The 17,437-nt window shown below is 69.9% G+C and carries 16 protein-coding genes; 8 read left to right on the top strand and 8 right to left on the bottom strand.

The genetic code is table 11. The features are described from left to right. Positions 1 to 4: 4 nt before the first annotated feature. The 3 genes from VHC63_12480 to VHC63_12470 all read right to left on the bottom strand — a co-directional run bounded on the left by VHC63_12480 (position 5) and on the right by VHC63_12470 (position 4,013). A complete protein-coding gene (locus VHC63_12480) occupies positions 5 to 850 on the bottom strand; it encodes a patatin-like phospholipase family protein (protein HVV37416.1) in 846 nt (281 codons plus the stop codon). 22 nt (positions 851 to 872) lie between these two features. Continuing rightward, on the bottom strand, positions 873 to 1,355 hold the full coding sequence (locus VHC63_12475; protein HVV37415.1) for a hypothetical protein: 483 nt from the start codon (positions 1,353 to 1,355) through the stop codon (positions 873 to 875). 120 nt (positions 1,356 to 1,475) lie between these two features. After that, entirely contained in the window at positions 1,476 to 4,013 is a 2,538-nt protein-coding gene (locus VHC63_12470; GenBank protein HVV37414.1) for a response regulator, read from the bottom strand. 185 nt (positions 4,014 to 4,198) lie between these two features. On the opposite strand from VHC63_12470, the gene VHC63_12465 reads away from it, so the two are divergent. The 8 genes from VHC63_12465 (at position 4,199) to VHC63_12430 (ending at position 11,101) form a co-directional block, all read left to right on the top strand. After that, entirely contained in the window at positions 4,199 to 4,558 is a 360-nt protein-coding gene (locus VHC63_12465; GenBank protein ID HVV37413.1) for a YciI family protein, read from the top strand. 2 nt (positions 4,559 to 4,560) lie between these two features. Next, entirely contained in the window at positions 4,561 to 5,721 is a 1,161-nt protein-coding gene (locus tag VHC63_12460) for a sigma-70 family RNA polymerase sigma factor (GenBank protein ID HVV37412.1), read from the top strand. Between the two features lie 197 nt (positions 5,722 to 5,918). Next, entirely contained in the window at positions 5,919 to 6,518 is a 600-nt protein-coding gene (locus VHC63_12455) for a TasA family protein (protein HVV37411.1), read from the top strand. A gap of 118 nt (positions 6,519 to 6,636) precedes the next feature. Then, positions 6,637 to 8,082 (top strand): Ig-like domain-containing protein, encoded by a 1,446-nt coding sequence (locus VHC63_12450; GenBank protein HVV37410.1) that lies wholly within the window; start codon positions 6,637 to 6,639, stop codon positions 8,080 to 8,082. A gap of 20 nt (positions 8,083 to 8,102) precedes the next feature. Further along, a complete protein-coding gene (locus VHC63_12445; protein ID HVV37409.1) occupies positions 8,103 to 8,816 on the top strand; it encodes a response regulator transcription factor in 714 nt (237 codons plus the stop codon). Continuing rightward, the gene (locus tag VHC63_12440; GenBank protein HVV37408.1) at positions 8,813 to 9,454 is read left to right on the top strand and encodes a HAMP domain-containing sensor histidine kinase; all 642 of its coding nucleotides are present in this window, start codon (positions 8,813 to 8,815) and stop codon (positions 9,452 to 9,454) included. The genes VHC63_12445 and VHC63_12440 overlap by 4 nt, the downstream gene beginning before the upstream one ends. A 72-nt stretch (positions 9,455 to 9,526) precedes the next feature. Further along, entirely contained in the window at positions 9,527 to 10,063 is a 537-nt protein-coding gene (locus tag VHC63_12435) for a signal peptidase I (protein ID HVV37407.1), read from the top strand. Beyond that, on the top strand, positions 10,064 to 11,101 hold the full coding sequence (locus tag VHC63_12430) for a GAF domain-containing protein (protein ID HVV37406.1): 1,038 nt from the start codon (positions 10,064 to 10,066) through the stop codon (positions 11,099 to 11,101). Here VHC63_12430 and VHC63_12425 read toward each other — a convergent pair. The 5 genes from VHC63_12425 to VHC63_12405 form a co-directional block, all read right to left on the bottom strand. Continuing rightward, positions 11,098 to 12,312, bottom strand: coding sequence for an NAD(P)/FAD-dependent oxidoreductase (locus tag VHC63_12425; protein ID HVV37405.1), 1,215 nt, complete (start codon positions 12,310 to 12,312; stop codon positions 11,098 to 11,100). The genes VHC63_12430 and VHC63_12425 overlap by 4 nt on opposite strands. A gap of 7 nt (positions 12,313 to 12,319) precedes the next feature. Then, a complete protein-coding gene (locus tag VHC63_12420; GenBank protein HVV37404.1) occupies positions 12,320 to 12,883 on the bottom strand; it encodes an OsmC family protein in 564 nt (187 codons plus the stop codon). Between the two features lie 60 nt (positions 12,884 to 12,943). Next, positions 12,944 to 13,660: a cupin domain-containing protein gene (locus VHC63_12415; protein ID HVV37403.1), complete on the bottom strand. Its 717-nt coding sequence runs from the start codon at positions 13,658 to 13,660 to the stop codon at positions 12,944 to 12,946. 61 nt (positions 13,661 to 13,721) lie between these two features. Next, positions 13,722 to 16,700 carry an AAA family ATPase gene (locus VHC63_12410; protein ID HVV37402.1) on the bottom strand — a complete coding sequence of 993 codons (2,979 nt, stop codon included), beginning with the start codon at positions 16,698 to 16,700 and terminating at the stop codon, positions 13,722 to 13,724. A 9-nt stretch (positions 16,701 to 16,709) separates the two neighbouring features. After that, on the bottom strand, positions 16,710 to 17,366 hold the full coding sequence (locus tag VHC63_12405; protein HVV37401.1) for an O-methyltransferase: 657 nt from the start codon (positions 17,364 to 17,366) through the stop codon (positions 16,710 to 16,712). Positions 17,367 to 17,437 lie beyond the last annotated feature (71 nt).

The following is a 17,437-nucleotide window of genomic DNA, read 5'->3' as shown; positions in this document are numbered from 1 at the left end:
AGTTCTAGTGCTCGTGCAGCGCCAGCAGCTTCGCCTGGCCCGTCCACGGGTGCTTGCCGGCGAGCCACTTCTGCGTCCACGCATATGACGCGTCAATCAGTTCGCGGGTGTGGGAAAAGTCGAGCGGCGTCGTGGCGATCGGGCACAGCGGCGGGATGAGGCGCAGGTCGACGACCGACTCGTAGCGGGCGACGTCGACGGCGAGACGCTGGTTGATCGTCAACGTCAAGGCATGGAGGGCAATGGACAAGGCGCCGCGGGGCGGTTTGTCGAGCGAGCAGGCGTAGCCGGTGGGCAGCACCCACACGACGTCGGCGCCGAGGTCAACCGCATCGGCGATCGGCGTGTTGTTGACCACGCCGCCGTCGATGAGCGCCTTGCCGTCGATCATGACCGGCGGGAACACGCTCGGGATGCTGGCGCTGGCGGTGATCGCTTCGAGGGCGTCGCCCGTCGACAAGCGGGAGTCCTTGCCCGTCAGCAGATCCGTCGCCACGACGTGCAGCGGGATCGGTGCGTCCTCGAGGCGTGCGAAGTCGAGATGGGCGCTGATGAGTCGCCGCAACCCCGCAGCCGACACCAGGCTTTGGCGGCGGCCGACGAAACCGAGCAGTCCCTGGCCGAGCTGGCGTGGGAACACGTCGCGCGCTTTGAGCGACGACCACAGGTCGGCGAGTGCTTGCACGCCGACGAAATCCGGGCGGGAAGCAATCCACGCGCCGTTGATCGCACCGACGGAGGTCCCGACGATCATGTCGGGGCGCTCGCCCCGCTCGGCCAAGGCCAGCAGCATGCCGACCTGGACCGAGCCGAGGCTCGCACCTCCGGAGAGGACGAACGCGGTGGTCACCCTCTCATTGTTGTTGCTGGGACTAGGCCGTCGGCGAGGTGGACGCCGCCGGGGGCTGACCGCCACCACCGTGACCCATGCCGCCGGCGGGGCCGGACTCGGTCGAGGTCACGTTGAAGTCCTTGTCGAACTTCACGGTGACGGGGTTGCCCGAGGCGTCGAGCATGTGCGCCTCGTAGGCATCACCGTCGGCGTCGGTCTCGACCCGCTGGATCGTGCCGCCGGGCACGGCCTTGAGCGCCGCGGCCGTGGCCTTCTCGGCGTCCGTGCCGGTGAGCAGCGTCTCGGTGATGCCGTTGGCAACGTGGTGCGCCTGGCTCGGGTCGAAGTTCGGCGGCGCCTGCCCACTCGGAGTGGCGGTGCCGTTGGTGGAGCTGGGAGCGGTGGTGGTGGTGTTGGTCGCGGCCGACGCGGACCCGTTGATGAGAGCCGCGCCGAATGCGCCACCCGCCATCGTCGAGACCACGAGAGCGCCGCCGATTACCGCCTTGCGGAGGGGGTTCATGGTTCGGATAACTCCTTGATCGGTGCGCCCGGTCGTTCCGGGCACAGGACAAGGATCGGTTCCGAACCTCTGACGGGCGTGAGCGCTATCTGGGAATTCACCCAGATTCGCCGCCTGCGATCAGGTCGCCGCCGCGCCCATGCAGCGCCGCAACGCGTTCGACAGCGCGGTGCGGTCGATCGGCTTCGCGAGGTAGTCGTCCATGCCTTCGGCGAGGCAGCGTTCACGATCTGTTGCCATGGCTGACGCCGTCATGGCGACGATCGGCGTGTGCCGGTCGGTCTCGCGCCGGCGGATCTCGGCGGTGGCCTCGTACCCGTCCATGCGCGGCATCTGGCAATCCATCAGCACCACGTCGTACTGCGAGCGGCTGAGCGCTTCGAGCGCTTCGACGCCGTCGATGGCGGTGTCGACGGCATAGCCGAGCTTGTCGAGCAGGGCGACGGCGACCTTGCGGTTGACGGCGTTGTCTTCGACCACGAGCACACGGCCGGCGCTCGCGGGCTGCGAAGGCGGCTTGGCGGCGTCGGTGGACTCGGTCCGCGCCGGCGCGTCGGTGATGACGAAGGCGAGGCAGTCGCGCACGGTGGCGTGCCGCAGCGGTTTGGACAGCCAGGCGTTGGCGAGCGCGGCATCGCCTCGTTCGTGTGCCGGGCTGAGCCCGATCACGCGCACGCGTCCGGCGCGGCGCAGTTCGGTCAGGGCGTCGACGTGTGACGCGTCGTCGAGTTCCGTGTCGACCATGACGACGTCGAAGCTGCGGGCGGCGAGGGCGTCGCGCGCGTAAGCCATGCCGCTCGCGCATTCGACGCTGAGCGACCAGTGTCGTAGCGCGTCGGCGAGCGCGTCGCGCAGCGAGGCGCGGCTACCGACGACGAGCACCCGCATGGGGGGCAACGTGACGCGGCGGGCCGGCTCGGCGCGGCGCGCCGGCGCCAGCGGTACGACGAAGGAGAACGTGGAGCCGTGCCCCAGGCTGCTCTCGAGGTGGATCTCGCCTTGCATGAGCTCCACGAGCTGGCGGCAGATGGCGAGACCGAGGCCGGTGCCGCCGTAGCGGCGCGTCGTCGACGAATCGGCCTGGGTGAAGGGCTCGAACAGCAGCGACTGTTGCTCCGGCGCGATACCGATGCCGTCGTCGCGCACGTCGAAGCGGACGCCGTCGCCCTCAGCGTTGCTCACGCGCACGACCACTTCGCCGCCTTCGGTGAACTTGATGGCGTTGGCGATGAGGTTCGACAGCACTTGACGCAGGCGCAGGCGGTCGCCGACGACGACGTCGGCCACGTCAGCGTCGAAGTGGGTGATCAACTCGACGCCCTTTTCGTGGGCCCGCCCGGCGAAAATGCTGACGGCGGCGTCGACGGCGAAGCGCAGGTCGAATGGCCCGCTGTCGAGGGTGAGCTTGCCCGCTTCGATCTTGGAGAAGTCGAGCACGTCGTCGATGATCGAACTGAGGCTCTCGACCGAGCCTGCCATCGTCTCGGCGTAGTCGCGTTGCTGCTGGTCGAGCCCGGTGTCGAGCAGCAGGCCCAGCATGCCGGTCACGCCGTTCATCGGCGTGCGGATCTCGTGGCTGAGATTGGCGAGGAACGCCGACTTCATGCGCGACGCCTCCTGGGCCTCGCCCAACGCGACCGTGAGTCGTTCCTGGAGTGCGCCGCGCTCCATGGCGATGTCGGCGAAAGCGCCGAGGCCGTCGATGAGGCGGAACTCACCGGGCCCGAAGAACGGCGCGTACGCGCTCGTCCAGATGACGAGCGTGCCCGTCTTCAGCTCGAACCGGTGCGCGGTGGACACTGCACTGTCGGTGCGCCCGTACTCGCCGAGCACGCGCCCGTCGCGGGCGATGAACGAACCGCCGCCGGCGCCGACGACGCGTACACACGGCGGTAACAGCACCGCCGCCATGTCGGTTTGCGTTTGTGCGCGGAACAGCGCACCCATCGCGTCTTGAAAGGCGCGACTCTCCGGACGGCGCCACAGGTCGACCATCCAGCGCGGCGGCAACAGGCCGATGAGGAACATGATCGTGGCGCCGAGGAACATCAGCTGCGTCACCAGGATGAAGTCGAGCGTCTGGGGCGTTTTGGCGACTCCCGACAACAGCGTCGCTGCCATCATCGTGCCGGCGGCCAGCGACAGCACCTGCATGCGCCGCCGCGGCACCGTCGCCTCGCCGCGGCTGTCGAGCCACATGCGCGCCGCGATCGACGCGAACAACACCGTCCACTGCACGAGGATCGCGATCCGGTAGGCGTTGAACGTCCACGCGATGGGTTGGCCGGGCAGTGGGAAGCGCGGCAGCAGAATCGTCCACCCGACGACGACCGCCGTCGTCAGCCGGGCGGCCCACCGTTCGACCACCAGCGACCGCCCGAAGCTGGTGGCGAACAGGTGGAGGAAGTAGGGGAAGAGCACGAAGATGACGAGCACGCCCTTGGCGATCCACACGAAAAGGTGCTGCGCCGCCGCCTGGGTGAGCGCCAGGCTCAGCGTCTGCAGCAGGGTGAGCGTGCCGAAGGCGGCGGCGGCGAAGCGCATGTTGCGCCGGTGCCCCCGCAGCCAGTGCCACATGCACGCCGCCGTGAGGACGACGAAGACGCCGAGATTGGCGTAGCGAGTGGCGGTGAGCGTTTGCTGAACGGTGGCAATCATCGAGGTGCGTCGCCTCAGTGTCGACTGATGACCAAATCGGTACGAAAGTCCCGAGACCACGTAGCGCGAACGGGTCAGATCCTGTGACCCGGTTGCACCGGTTCCTCAACTTTTTTTCCGGCGACGTGTCGATCTCGCCCAGCGCCGTTTGTCTCTTGGGCAAACATCTCCCAAGGAGGAACGCCATGAAGTACATGCTTTTGATCCACCAGGGCTCGGCGCCGACGCCGCGTGACCCCGAGGCCTGGGCGACGCTGTCCGAAGCCGAGCAGCAGCAGGTGTACGCCGACTACGGCGCGCTCAACCAGACGCCGGGGGTGACGCCGGGCCACGGACTCGACGCCCCGGAGACGGCCACGACCGTGCGCGTCGAGAACGGCAAGACCCTGACCACCGACGGCCCGTTCGTCGAGATGAAAGAAGCAATCAACGGGTACCTGCTGTTCGACGCCGCCGACCTCGACGCCGCCATCGAACTCGCGGCGCGCATCCCGGCGGCGCGCCTCGGCGGCGCCGTCGAAGTCCGGCCGGTTATGGAGTACTAGGGATTCTCGAACGCGTCTACCGCGAGCAGTGGGGGCGAGTCGTCGCCACGCTGGTCGGCCTCCACGGCGCCTTCGACCTCGCCGAGGAGGCCGTCCAGGAGGCCTTCGCCATTGCGGCCGAACGCTGGCCCCGCGACGGCGCGCCCGACAACCCGCGGGCGTGGCTGGTGGCCACGGCGCGCAACCGCGCCGTCAACCGCATCAACCGCGAACGCCGCTTCGCCGACAAAGCGCACCTGCTCGTGAGCGACGACCACGCCGACATGACGCCTGATTCCGCCATCCGCGACGAGCGACTCGAGCTGATCTTCGCCTGCTGCCATCCGGCGCTCGCCCTCGACGCCCAGGTGGCGCTGGTGCTGCGCACCCTCGGCGGCCTGTCGACCGAGGACATCGCCCGCGCCTTCCTCGTCGCCGAACCGACCATGGCGCAGCGCCTGGTGCGGGCGAAGCGCAAGATCCGCGCCGCCGGCATCCCGTTCCGCGTCCCGCCCGATCACCTGCTGCCCGACCGGCTGGCGGCGGTGCTCGGCGTCATCTATTTGATCTTCAACGAGGGCTACAGCGGCCGGGTCGACCTGGCGACGGAGGCGTTGCTGCTCGGCGAGGCGCTCATCGAGCTGATGCCCGACGAGCCCGAGGTGCGCGGCTTGTTCGCCTTGATGCTGCTGCTCCACGCCCGGCGCCGCGCCCGCCACGACGACAAGGGCGACGTGGTCGCGCTCGCCGACCAGGATCGGTCGCGCTACGACGCGGCGGAGATCGCACGTGGCCGAGAGGAACTGGACCGGGCGCTGGCGCTGCTCGGCCGCGGTCCCTACGTCGTACAGGCCGCCATCGCGTCGCTGCACGCCGCGCGCGAACCCGACTGGGCCCAGATCGCGGCGCTGTACGCCGAGTTGTCCCGGCTCACGCAGTCGCCCGTCGTCGAGCTCAACCGCGCCATCGCGGTGGCGGAAGTCGACGGGCCGGCGGCCGCCCTCGCCATCGTCGAGGAACTCGACCTCGCCGGCTACCGCTACTTCCACGCGGCGCGTGCCGACCTCCTGCGTCGCCTCGGTCGCACCGACGAAGCCGCCGCCGCCTACCGCGCCGCCCTCGACCTCACCGCCGACGACACCGAACGCCGCTTCCTCACCCGCCGCCTCGCCGAACTCACCTAACCCAACAGTTTTTGTGTCCTCAGATCGGGTCTTGCGGGTCTGGGGACGCAAAAACCGGAGGGAGTTGGGGTTGTTACCGAACTGTGGATGCGGCGTACCCCGCATGTGGGGGGGCTGTGGAAGGGACCTTCGTACCTTGCTCCCCATCGGGTCGAGCGGCCCGCTCAGACCAAAAGCCCTTAGGAGAGGACCCCACAATGAACAAGCGCAACATCACCACCGCCACCGAAGCAGTTTCCCGCAGCGCCAAGTGGCGCAAGGCCCTGATCCCGCTGACCACGCTGGCCGCCGCCGGCGCGCTGGCCATCGGTTCGGGCGCGAACTTCACGTCGAACTCGGCCAACGCCGCCAGCGTCGTCGCCTCCGGCTCGCTGACCCAGTCCAACAGCAAGTCGGCCGCCGCGATCTTCAACGTCACCAACCTCAAGCCGGGCGACACCGCCAGCGGTGACGTCACCATCACCAACACCGGCTCGCTGCCGGCGGTGTTCTCGGTGACCGAGACGGCGACCAACGGCTTCACCGACAAGACCAACCTCGTGATGACCGTCACGCAGGGCTCGACGACCGTCTGGACCGGCACGTTCGGCACCATGGGCACCCAGGCCCTCGGTACCTTCGCCGCCGGCGAAGCCCGCACGTACCACTTCTCGAGCCAGCTCAAGTCCACCGCCGGCAACGCCGAGCAGGGCAAGAACGCTTCGGCTTCCTACAGCTGGGATGCCGCCCAGACCTCGACGGCCGCCAACGTGAACCAGCCTGCCGCCACCCCGGCGAACGCCACGGCCGCCAACTAACCCCCCCAACACACAAATCCCCCCACACAAGATGCCCAGTCCTCACCGCTCTGACGCCGAAACCACAGGTCGGCTTCTGCGGTGGGGGCTGGGCATTCTTGGTGCGCTCGTCGTGTTCATGGCCCTTCCCGGTGTGGGATGGGCCTTGTTCACGTCCAACTCCACGAACACCTCGTCGGTGAGCTCCGCCATCGACTGGACGCCCCCGACCGTCACGCTCGCCGATCCCGGCGACGCCATTCGCGGCACCGTCACGCTGAGCGCGTCGGCGTCGGACGCGGAGACGGACGTCAAGAACGTCGTCGTCGCGTGGGCGCCGAGTGGCACCACGGGCTGGACGACGATCTGTACGGACTCGACGAGCCCGTACACGTGCTCGTTCAGCACCACCGGCCTGGCCGAGGACGACGTCGACCTGCAGGCCACGGCCACCGACAACGCCGGTTACACCGCCACGTCGCTGGTCGAAGGCGTCCTCGTCGACAACACCGCTCCCGCCGGCTCGCTCGACAGCATTCCGAGTCCGATCAGCGGCGTCGTCACCATCTCGGCGACGGCCACCGACGGCGAGTCGGGCGTCGCCAGCGTCGCCATCCAGCGAGCGCCGAGCGGCTCTACCAACTGGACCACGATCTGCACGTCGTTCGCCGTGCCTTTCGGCTGCCGATTCGACTCCACCCAGGTGACCGACGGTGCCTACGACTTCCGGGCGATCGTCACCGACGTCGCCGGCAACCCGACGACCACCGCGACCGTCAAGAACCGCATCGTCACCAACACGATCGTCGAGTCGGTGTCGGTCAACGACCCGGGCGCCTACCTGCGGGGCACGGTCTCGATCAACGCCAACGCCAACGCCTCCGTCGGCGTCGTCTCGATCAAGCTCCAGCGCCAGACGACGGGGTCGAGCACGTGGGTCGACCTGTGCACCGACACGACGGCGCCCTACAGCTGCCCCTGGGACACCACGACGGTCACCGACGGCGGGTTCAGCTTCCGGGCGATCCTCACCGACACGCTCGGCCTGACGACGACCTCGGCCACCGTCGGCCCGTCGCTGGTCGACAACACGGCGGTGCGGGGCACCGACGTCCATGCCGCTGCCGGCGGCCAGGCCGGCAAGCTGAGCTCGGGCGACACGCTCACGCTCAGCTACAGCGAGACGATGAAGCCGAGCACCGTGCTCGCCGGCTGGACCGGCACGTCGACGCCGGTCGTCGTACGCCTGCGGGACGGCCTCACCCTCGGCCTGACCACCAACGACGACACCCTCGACGTGTTCACCTCCAGCGCCTACACGACGGCGGTCAACCTGGGTTCGGTGAACCTCAAGGGCAACTACGTCAAGAACAACAAGGTCGTCCCGTTCAACGCCACCATGGTCCAGAGCGGATCGACGATCACCATCACGCTCGGTTCGGCCATCAGCAACGCCGGTCAGCTGCGCACCGTTGCGTCGGCCACGATGGTGTGGACGCCAGCGAGCACGGCGACGGATCTCGCGGGCAACAAGTGCTCGACGGCGCCGGTGACGGAGTCCGGATCCAAGGATCGCGACTTCTAACCCGTATCCTTACGACCGGGATGGCGGTCAAGTTGTTGCTGGTCGAAGACGACGACGGGATCGCGGCGCCGCTGCAGCGGGCGCTCGCCCGCGAGGACTACGACGTCACGCGCGCGCCGACGGGCGCTGACGCCCTCGCCGCCATCGCCGGCGACGCCCCACCCCAGCTCGTCATCCTCGACCTCGGCCTACCCGACATCGACGGTCTCGACGTGTGCCGCCAGGCGCGCGCCGGAGGGTTCGACGGCGCCATTCTCATCCTGACGGCCCGCGGCGACGAGCTCGACCGCGTCGTCGGGCTCGACACCGGCGCCGACGACTACATGAGCAAGCCCGTCGCCCTCGCCGAGCTGCTGGCGCGGGTGCGGGCGTTGCTGCGCCGCTCCGGACGGGTGCCGACCGAACCCGCCAGCGCCACCGACGCCGCGGCCCCGGCGACGATCGACGGGTTGCGCGTCGACGAGGGGAGCCGCCGCGTGTTCGTCGGAGCGGCCGAAATGCACCTTTCGGCCAAAGAGTACGACCTGCTGGCCCTACTGGCGCGCGACGCCGGCAAGGTCGTCACACGCGAGCGGATCATGGACGAGGTGTGGGACGAGCACTGGTTCGGCTCGACGAAGACACTCGACGTGACGCTCGGCCGTCTCCGTTCCAAGCTGGCCGATGCGGCGGCGCCCGTTGAGGTCGTCGCGGTGCGCGGCGTCGGGTTCCGCCTCGAGTCCAGCGCCGGATGAGCGACGAGCGCGACATCCTCGCCGACGCGTCGCACCAGCTGAAGACGCCGCTCGCCGCACTGCGCCTGCGCCTCGAGGACATGTCGCTGTGGCACGAGGCCGGCCCGTCGCTGCGTGACGAACTGCTCGAGTGCGTCAAGGAGGTCGACCGCCTGACCGGCATCGTCGAGGACATCCTGGCGCTGTCGCGCGCCGGCGAGGACCCCGAGATCACCAGCGTGGATCTGTCCGACGCCGCGGCGAGCGCCGTCGCCCGTTGGCGCAAGCTGTTCGCCGACAAGGAGCGGACGCTGCGATTCCACGCCCCGCCCGAACCGGTGGTGATCACCACCGCCCCGCGGCCGCTGCTCCAGGTGATCGACGTGCTGCTGGAGAACGCCCGCAACCACGGCGCTGGCGAGGCGTCGGTGGAGGTGCTGGCGACGGCGACGCACGGGTTGCTGCACGTCGGCGACGAGGGCCGCCTCGAGCCGGCCGTCATGGACCGCATGTTCGAGCGCACGTACCGGTCGGCCACGAGCGCCGGTTCGGGCATCGGCCTCGCCCTCGCCCGCACCATCGTCGACGCCACCGGCGGGCGCCTGCGGGTGTCGAACGCCGATCCGACGTGCTTCGAACTCAGCTTCCGGTTGGCGTGACCGGGCGAACTGTTACCGAACTGTGGATGAGGCGTTGGTGACGCGAGCGACCGATTTCCGCAGACTTGGGACATGGCAAAAACGCGTCGCATCCTGGGCTGGACCGCCTGGCTCGCCGTCATGGGCGCCATCGCCGCGCTGGTCGTGCCCAACTTCCTCGGCTACGACCGGTATGTGATCGTGAGCGGTTCGATGACGGGCACCTTCAACCAGGGCAGCGTCATCTTCGACAAGCCCAAGCCGACGGCCGATCTGAAGGTGGGCGACATCATCACCTACACGCCGCCGGCGCCGACGGGTATCAACCACCTCGTGTCGCACCGCATCCACTCGATCAAGCTCGCCGACGACGGCGTGACCCGCGTGTACCGCACCAAAGGTGACGCCAACCCCGGCGCCGATCCGTGGACCTTCGCGTTGAACGCGCCGACGCAGAACGTCGAGCACTTCTCGGTGCCCTACGTCGGCTACGCGCTGATGGCGCTGTCGAACCCGCACATCCGCATGGCCCTCATCGGGTTGCCGGCGGCGGTCATCGCGCTGATGGCGTTGATGGACGTCTTCGACATCGCCGTGCCATCCTTGCGCCGACGCGTACGGACGGCGTAGATGACGATGACCGGTTGGCCCCTCGACTCGCGGCAGCGCCTCTTGGCCCTTGAGGAAGTCGACGTCTTCCCCGGGGCGCCGTCGCCTACCTTCGCCGTGTACGCCAAGCTCGTGGCGCGGGTCCTCGACGTGCCGACGGCGCTGGTGTCGTTCGTCTCCGAGGATCGCCAGTTCTTTCCCGCGCTCGTCGGTCTCGCCGAGCCGTGGGCGACGCGGCGCCAGACGCCACTGTCGATGTCGTTCTGCCAGCACGTCGTCACCACCGACGCCGACCTCGTCGTCACCGACGCCGTCAACGACGAGCGGGTGAAGGACAACCTCGCCATCGACGAGCTCGGCGTTCGCGCCTACCTCGGCGTGCCGATGCGCGCCCCCGGCGGCGAAACCCTCGGATCGTTGTGCGCCATCGACAGCCGCCCCCGCCAGTGGACCGACAACGATGTCGCCACGATGCACGACATCGCCGATGCGCTGATGACGACGATCGCGTGGCGCACCAGCGAGCACCGCGCCGCCTGCCTGGCGTCCACCGCGTCGCACGAGCTGCGCACGCCGCTGACCCGTCTGCGTTTCGAACTCGAAGAGCTCGGCCATTCCGTCGCCGTCGACGCCGCGGTCCGCCACCTCGCGGACGTTTCCGACGCCGTGGACCAGGTGGCCAACGCCGTGAGCCGCGACCGCGTTCGGGCGCGCGAACTCAAAGTCGACCTGCTGACGGTGTGCCGTGACGTGGCGTCGCAGCGGTCGCTCAGCGCCGCGCCGCTGCGGGTCGAGGGCGTCCCCACCGTCGTGCGTTCGCTGCCGGCGATCGTGCACCACGTCATCGCGTTGCTCGTGGGTGCGGCCGCTGAGCAACCGGTGGGTCTGGTCGTCGGCGGCAACGACACCGTCGGTCGCGTCCAGATGTTGAGTGCGGCGCCGCTCGCCGATCCGTCGGTGATCGAGCCAACGCGCCAGCTGCTCGTCGAACAACTCGGCGGCCGGCTCCTCGAGCGCCCGTCGCCCGAGGTCGCCCTCGAAGTAATCCTGCCGCGTTAGGCGACGGACGCCGCGAGGTGACTCGCCAGGTCGCCGGTGTCGGCGGAGGCGCCGTGAATGAAGGTCGAGCGGCGGCGGCGGAGGAGTGGGAGCCCAAGGACGTACACACCCGGTGCGTCCTGCACTACTCCGCCGTCGTGCTTGATCCGACCGTGGTGGTCGAACACCGGGAGTTCGAGCCACGAATAGTCGGGCTGGTAGCCCGTCGCCCACACGATCGTCTGGATCTCGCCGCCGCGTAGGTCGATACCAAGGCACGGCGTCGCGTCGAGCGCCGTGGGTTCGGGCCGCAATGCGTCGTCGCGCGTGAAGCCGGCGAATTCGTCGATCGTGTTGAGCAGCCGGTGCATCTTGAGATCGGACAGCTTCGCGATATTGCCGAGCGAGCCGGCGAAGTGGGCGCGGCCGTCGACGATGGTGCTCAGCTTGCCGACGACGCGCACGCCGATGGTGCGCAGCGAGTTGAGGTCGAGCGACGCCTTCTCGGGCGTGCCGATGAGCTGCGGCGACGGCAGGTGGCGGGCGCGCACGAGGTCGTCGATCTTGTCGTAGCGCTCGTCGAAGATGCCGACGCGGTCCATCCAGTAGAAGATGTCGCGGTCCCGATACGTGCGCGGCAGGCGCACGAGCTCGCCGGTGGACAACGTGACCGGTCGCCCCGACAGGTGGATTTCCTGGGCCAGTTGCGCACCGGTGGCCGAACCACCCACGACGAGCACGCCCCCGTCGCGCAGCGCGTCGGCGCCGCGGTAGTCCATCGGTGTGAGCGTGGCGACGCCCTCGGGCACCGCGGCGGCGCACGCCGGCGTGACGGCGCGATTGCACGCGCCCGTCGCCAGCACGACGCAGCGCGCGTCCCACAGGCCCTGGTCCGTGACGACGCGGTAGCCTTCGCCGTTGGCGTGCACGGACTCGACCGTCGTGTGCGTCTGCACCGGCGCAGCGACGTGCTTGGCGTACGTCGCGATGGTGTCGACGACCTCGGTCACCGCCATGAAGCCGTCGGGATCGTCGCCGTCGTAGGCGAAGTCGGGCAGCGTCGTCTGCCAGTTCGGCGTCAGCAGCCGGAGGCTCGGCCAGCGCTCGGTGCGCCACGAGTTCGCCACCTCACCGCGTTCGAGGACCACGTGGTCGATCGAGCGCTCGGTGAGGCGGCGACTCATGGCGAGCCCCGCGTGGCCGGCGCCGACGATGACGGTCGTCGTGCGCACGTTGGACCTACGCCAACTCGACGCTGACGATGGTCGGGCTGGTGAGGAGGTCGTAGACGGGTGAGCGCTTCTGCGACTGCGCCAGCACCGCCTCGAGGTCCTCGCGCGACGCGTCGTCGGCGTCGATCTGGTAGCGCACGCGGACGGCGCTGAAGCCGTTGCGGACCTCAGGGTCGACGCCGATGCTGCCGCGCACGTCCATGTCGCCTTCGATGACGGCCGTGACCGAGCGCAGCTGGATGCCGCGCAGTTGCGCGATCGACGCCACGCCGGCGGTCAGGCAGCCGGCGAGGCCGACGAGCACCATCTCGACGGGCGTCGCGCCGTTGTCCTCGGCGGCGAACAGCTCGGGATGGTCGATGTCGTAGGCGAAGGGCTGCTTGTGCGTCTGCTCGCCGCCCATGCCGCCGAACTTCTCGACGGTGGCGACGCTGTGGGTGCCCCACTTCCACGTGTTGGTGACGCGCCACTCGAAGCGTGCGAGTTCCGGCTGCTCGCCCAGAACCGTGCGGGCTTCCTTGAGTGCTTCCAGGTTGACGCCGTTGTCCACGGCGTTGTCGGTGATGGTCATTTGGGTTCCTCCCTCTTGTGAATGTCGGTCTTGAAACTGGTTGGGCGCGTTACGCCTGCGCTACTTCGCGTAACCCGCGGCGCCCTGGAACTCGACGGTCACCATCGGTTGGGGGCCGTCGACCCACGCGTCGTGACCCGGCGCGATGCGATAGACGTCGCCCGCCTTCACGTCGGCCTCGGTGCCGTCGTCGTGCTTGACGTGGATGGCGCCCGACAGGCAGTAGCCGACGTGCTCGACCTGGCACGAGTCGGTGCCGGCGACCGGCTTGATGCACTCCGACCAGCGCCAGCCGGGCTGGAAGGTGTAGCGGCCGATCTCGCCGCCGCCGATCTTGACGATCTCGACGGTCGTCTTGTCGGGCGAGCGGACTTCGTCGGGCTGGCTGAAGTCGTTGTATTCCACTCCGGGCATTGCTGTCTCCTTGATTGTCTGGTGGGTGAAGCGCAGGTGGGCGAGGGTCATCGCCGGGACCATGAACGTCGGGCTGGCGGTGTCGGCCAGCACGGCCTCTTGCTCGGGGCTCAGCCAGTAGCGGTGCGTCAGCGCGCTGAAGTGGCAGTAGCCGGCTGCACACTGCGCGTCGAGCCACTCCTGCACGAAGTGCACGTCGCCGCCGGCGAAGGGGGCCAGGTCCGTGGCATCGGACGGGCCGAGATAGGCGAGGGCGCGGTACAGGCCGAGGCGATCCCCGGCCACGACGGTGGCGGCACGCGTGGCCGCCGCGACGTCGTCGGCGAAGCGTTCGACCAGTTCACCGAGGCGCCTCTCGTCCACGTCCATCGTGGAGAAAGGCGCGACAGTGCGTGTCGCGACGCGACACGGCGAAATTTCTGCTCTACGTGGTCCAGCGGATGGGCTCGGCGGGCCGGTAGGCGCACCACGTTCCGGTGTCGACGGAGCGCTCGAGGTGGCGACCCAGGTCGGGGTGCGCCGCCTTCACTGTCGCTATGGCCCGGCGGATGCGGGTCGACACCGTCTTGCGCGCCCGCTCGACGGGGTCGTCGACGCGCCGGGCGCGCCCGCCGAGGCCGAGGTCGCGCGCCACGTGCTCGGCGAGCTGTTGCAGTTCCTCGCGTGCCAGCGCGGCACGCTCGCCGTCGTCCGCCGACTCGGCATCCGCGATGGCGGCGTCGAGGGCGTGCATGCGGTCGCGGATCTCGCGCCTGGCGCGGTCGTCGAGGGCGGCGGGGCCGCGGCTCGACGTGGCGTCGGCGCCGTCGCCCAATAACTCGAGCACCGAGACGGCCTCGTTGGGGCGCTGCAACAGCACAGCAAGGTCGACCAGACCGCGCGAGTGCACCAGACGCGTCGTGGAGGCGCCGAACGTCACCTCCCACGCGGCCCCTTGCCGGAGGAAGACGGCGGCCGCTGGTTGTGGCCGCGGCGAGGGCGGCGCCTGCAACCACCCGCGGGCACCGAGTTGCGCGTCGAGGGCGTCGGCCGCCGCATGAAGCTCGCTCGCATTGTCGGCCTCGCCGAGCGTGGCGTGCAGCCAGGCGCGGGCGCGGTCGGTCGCTCCGAGGCAAACCGTGGCCAACGAGACCATCACGCAGCGCTCGCTCGGCGCGGTGTCGAGCAACGTGCGCGCCAGCTCGCGGCTGCCGGTGCACTCGGCGGCGCGGGCCAGCTGAAACCACGAGGCGGGCCAATTGCGGTCGTGCAGCGCCAGGAGCGCCTTGTCGTCGATGGCGCCGAGCATGGTGCGGGCCTCGTCGAGCCGCCCGATCTCGGCCAAGAGAAAGATGAGCGCAACGCGTACAGCGGGGATGTCGGGGTTCGACGCTACGAAGTCGCGCGTCGCCTGCTCGACCTCCGCGAAGCGGCCTTGCTGGCGGCGCAGGAAGAACAGCTGGAACGACAGGTTGGTGAACGAGTTGGTAGGCGACGACACACGGCCGATCTCGAACGCGGCGGTGGCACGCGACTCCGCGTCTTCGAGCGGGCCCTGGAGCAGCGTGCGCATCGCCGACCACAGCGCCGGCCACCACGCCAGCGCCGGCGCGTCGCCGTAGGTCCCGAGCACGCGACGGAACTCGAGGATCTCCGCGTCGACGCCGGCGATGTCGCCCGCGGCCAAGTGGTCGAACACGCGGGCGCGATGGGCGGTGAGCACGGCGAGGGGAGAGCCGGACGCGCGCGCCAGGGCCAACAGGTCGGCGGAGCCCTGTAGCTGCTCGTCGAGCGGGCGCTGCCCGACGACGAAGGCGTCGTGGTTGACCGCGCCGGCGATGACCATGGCCCGCTGGTCGCCGAGGCGACGGGCGCCGGCCAAGGCGTCGGCGATGAGCGACTGGCCGCGGGCGCGGTCGTGGGAGAAGTACAGCTCAGCCGCGAGGCGCGACTGGAGGCGCACGCGCATCACCGAGTCGGCCCCCGCCGGCTGCGCGGCGAGGGCGCGGTCGAGCAGGTCTGCGGTCATCGGGTCGCTGCTCCGGTAGGCGATGCCGAGATCGGCGCCCGGGTCGGCGTAACCGAGCGCAGCCCGCGCCAGTAGCCCGGGGTCGTCGGTGGTCTCGGCCGCTGCGAGGAAGCGTTGTTGCGCGGTCGTCACGTCGCCGATGTGCCGGCGCGCCTCGCCGGCGAGAACGAGCCACTCGGGGCGCGCTGGGTTGCCGGCGTCGCCGGTGGAGTCGAGCGCCAGGTCGAACCAGCGCAGCGCCTCCTCGTGGGCGTGGTGGGCCCGCGCCGCTTCGCCGGCGCGCACCGCGAGTTCGGCGGCGCGGAGTGGCTCGACCAGCGGGACGGCGGCGAACGCGTGATGGGCGAGCAACGCCGGTGGCGCGGTGTCGTGGGTGAGCGCCGCCTGCAATGCGCCGGCGTGCAGCCGGGCGCGCTCCGCGGCCGTCAGTGTGCTGTACACGGCGTCGCGCACGAGCGCGTGCCGGAACTGCCAGCGGGCGCCGGTAGCCGTCTCGACGAGGCGGGCGGCGCGTGCCTGTTCGAGCAGGTCGAGGGCGTCGTCGACCGACACGCCGTGCGTCTCCGCCAGCGCGCGCGTGTCGCCCGCGCTGCCGAGCACGCTGGCGTGCACTACGAGGTCGGCCACCGGCGCCGGCAGCCGGTCGAGGCGACGGGCGATCAGTTCGGACACGCGGGTCGGCACGTTGCCGCTGAGTTGCTCGCGCAGGCGGTCGTCGTGCTGATCAGCCCGCACCGAGCGCACCAGCTCGGTGACGTACAGCGCGTTGCCGCCGGTCCGTTCGCACACGAGGCCCACGAGGTCGGCCGCGGCGTCGACGTTGGCGGCGTGCAGCAGAGCGGCGACGTCGTCGTGGTCGAGTGGGGGGACGGGGCGCACCTCGGCCGAGCGGCGCACGTCCTCGAGGGCGTCGTCGAGCGCGTTGGCGATCGGTTCACCGGTGCGCAGCGTCGCCAGGACGAGCAGCGGCGCGGTGTCGACGACGGTGCCCACGTGGGCGAGCAATCGCAGCGAGGCCACGTCGGCCCACTGGAGATCCTCGATCACGTGGAGGAGGGGTCGTTGTCGCGCCGCCGCCAGGATTTCGTCGCGCATGCGGTTGAGCTGGGCAAAGCGCTCGGCGCCCGCGGCGGCCGAGCCGAACACTTCGTCGACCGAGGCGTCGGTATCGGGCGCCGTCACCAACTCGAGCCACGGCCAGAACGGCGGCGCGCTGCGGTCGGCGACGCAGTTGCCATACGTGACGCGCCACCCCTCACCGAGCGCGCGCGTCGCCGCGCGCGTGACGTTCGTCTTGCCGATGCCGGCTTCGCCGGTGAGCAGCACGATCGCGCCGGTGCCGCGGGCCGCGGCGTCGGCCACCGACCGCAGCTCGTGCAGCAGGGCCTCGCGCACGGTCGTGCGCTACCGCTTGCGGGCGATCGTGAGCCCGTCGGCCACCGGCAGGATGACGGACTCGAGATTGGGGTGGGCGGCCACGAAATCGTTGGTGCGGCGAATGGCGACGGTGTTGTCGTCGGTGTTGCTGGCGTCGATCACCGCACCGCCCCACAACACGTTGTCCACGAGCAACACGCCATTCGACCGCAATCGCGGCACGATTTCCTCTATGTAGTTGACGTAGTTCGGCTTGTCGGCGTCGACGAACGCGAAGTCGAACTGCTCGTCGCGGGGGAGCGCCCGCAGCGTGTCGACCGCGGGCGCGATCCGCAGGTCGATCTTGTGATCGACGCCGGCGCGTGCCCAGTGCTCGCGCCCGATGCGCGTCCACTCGTCGCTGACGTCGCAGCACAGCAGCGTGCCGTCGCCGGGTAGCGCGCGGGCCACGCACAGTGCGGAGTAGCCGGTGAACGTGCCGACTTCGATGCACCGGCGCGCGCCCGTCAGCTTCACCAACAGCGCCAGGAACGCGCCCTGGTCGGGTGCGATCTGCATGCCGCTCACGCCACCGAGGGCGACGGTCGCGTCGATGAGCGACTGCGCGACCTCGTCGAGCGGCGCCATATGCGCCAGCAGGTAGGCGTGGAGTTCGTCGGTCAGGAGAAAACTGCGCGGCGCCATCGCCGCGGACGCTACCGCGATACCCGGCAATGTGAGCCGGTGCCGACTTTGTGTATCTGAATGCGCGACGG

It is taken from the genome of Acidimicrobiales bacterium (assembly GCA_035546775.1).
In the GTDB taxonomy this organism is placed as follows: domain Bacteria; phylum Actinomycetota; class Acidimicrobiia; order Acidimicrobiales; family JACCXE01; genus JACCXE01.
The sequence above is the reverse complement of the archived record's forward strand: the minus strand, read 5'-3'. Positions and strand labels throughout refer to the sequence as shown.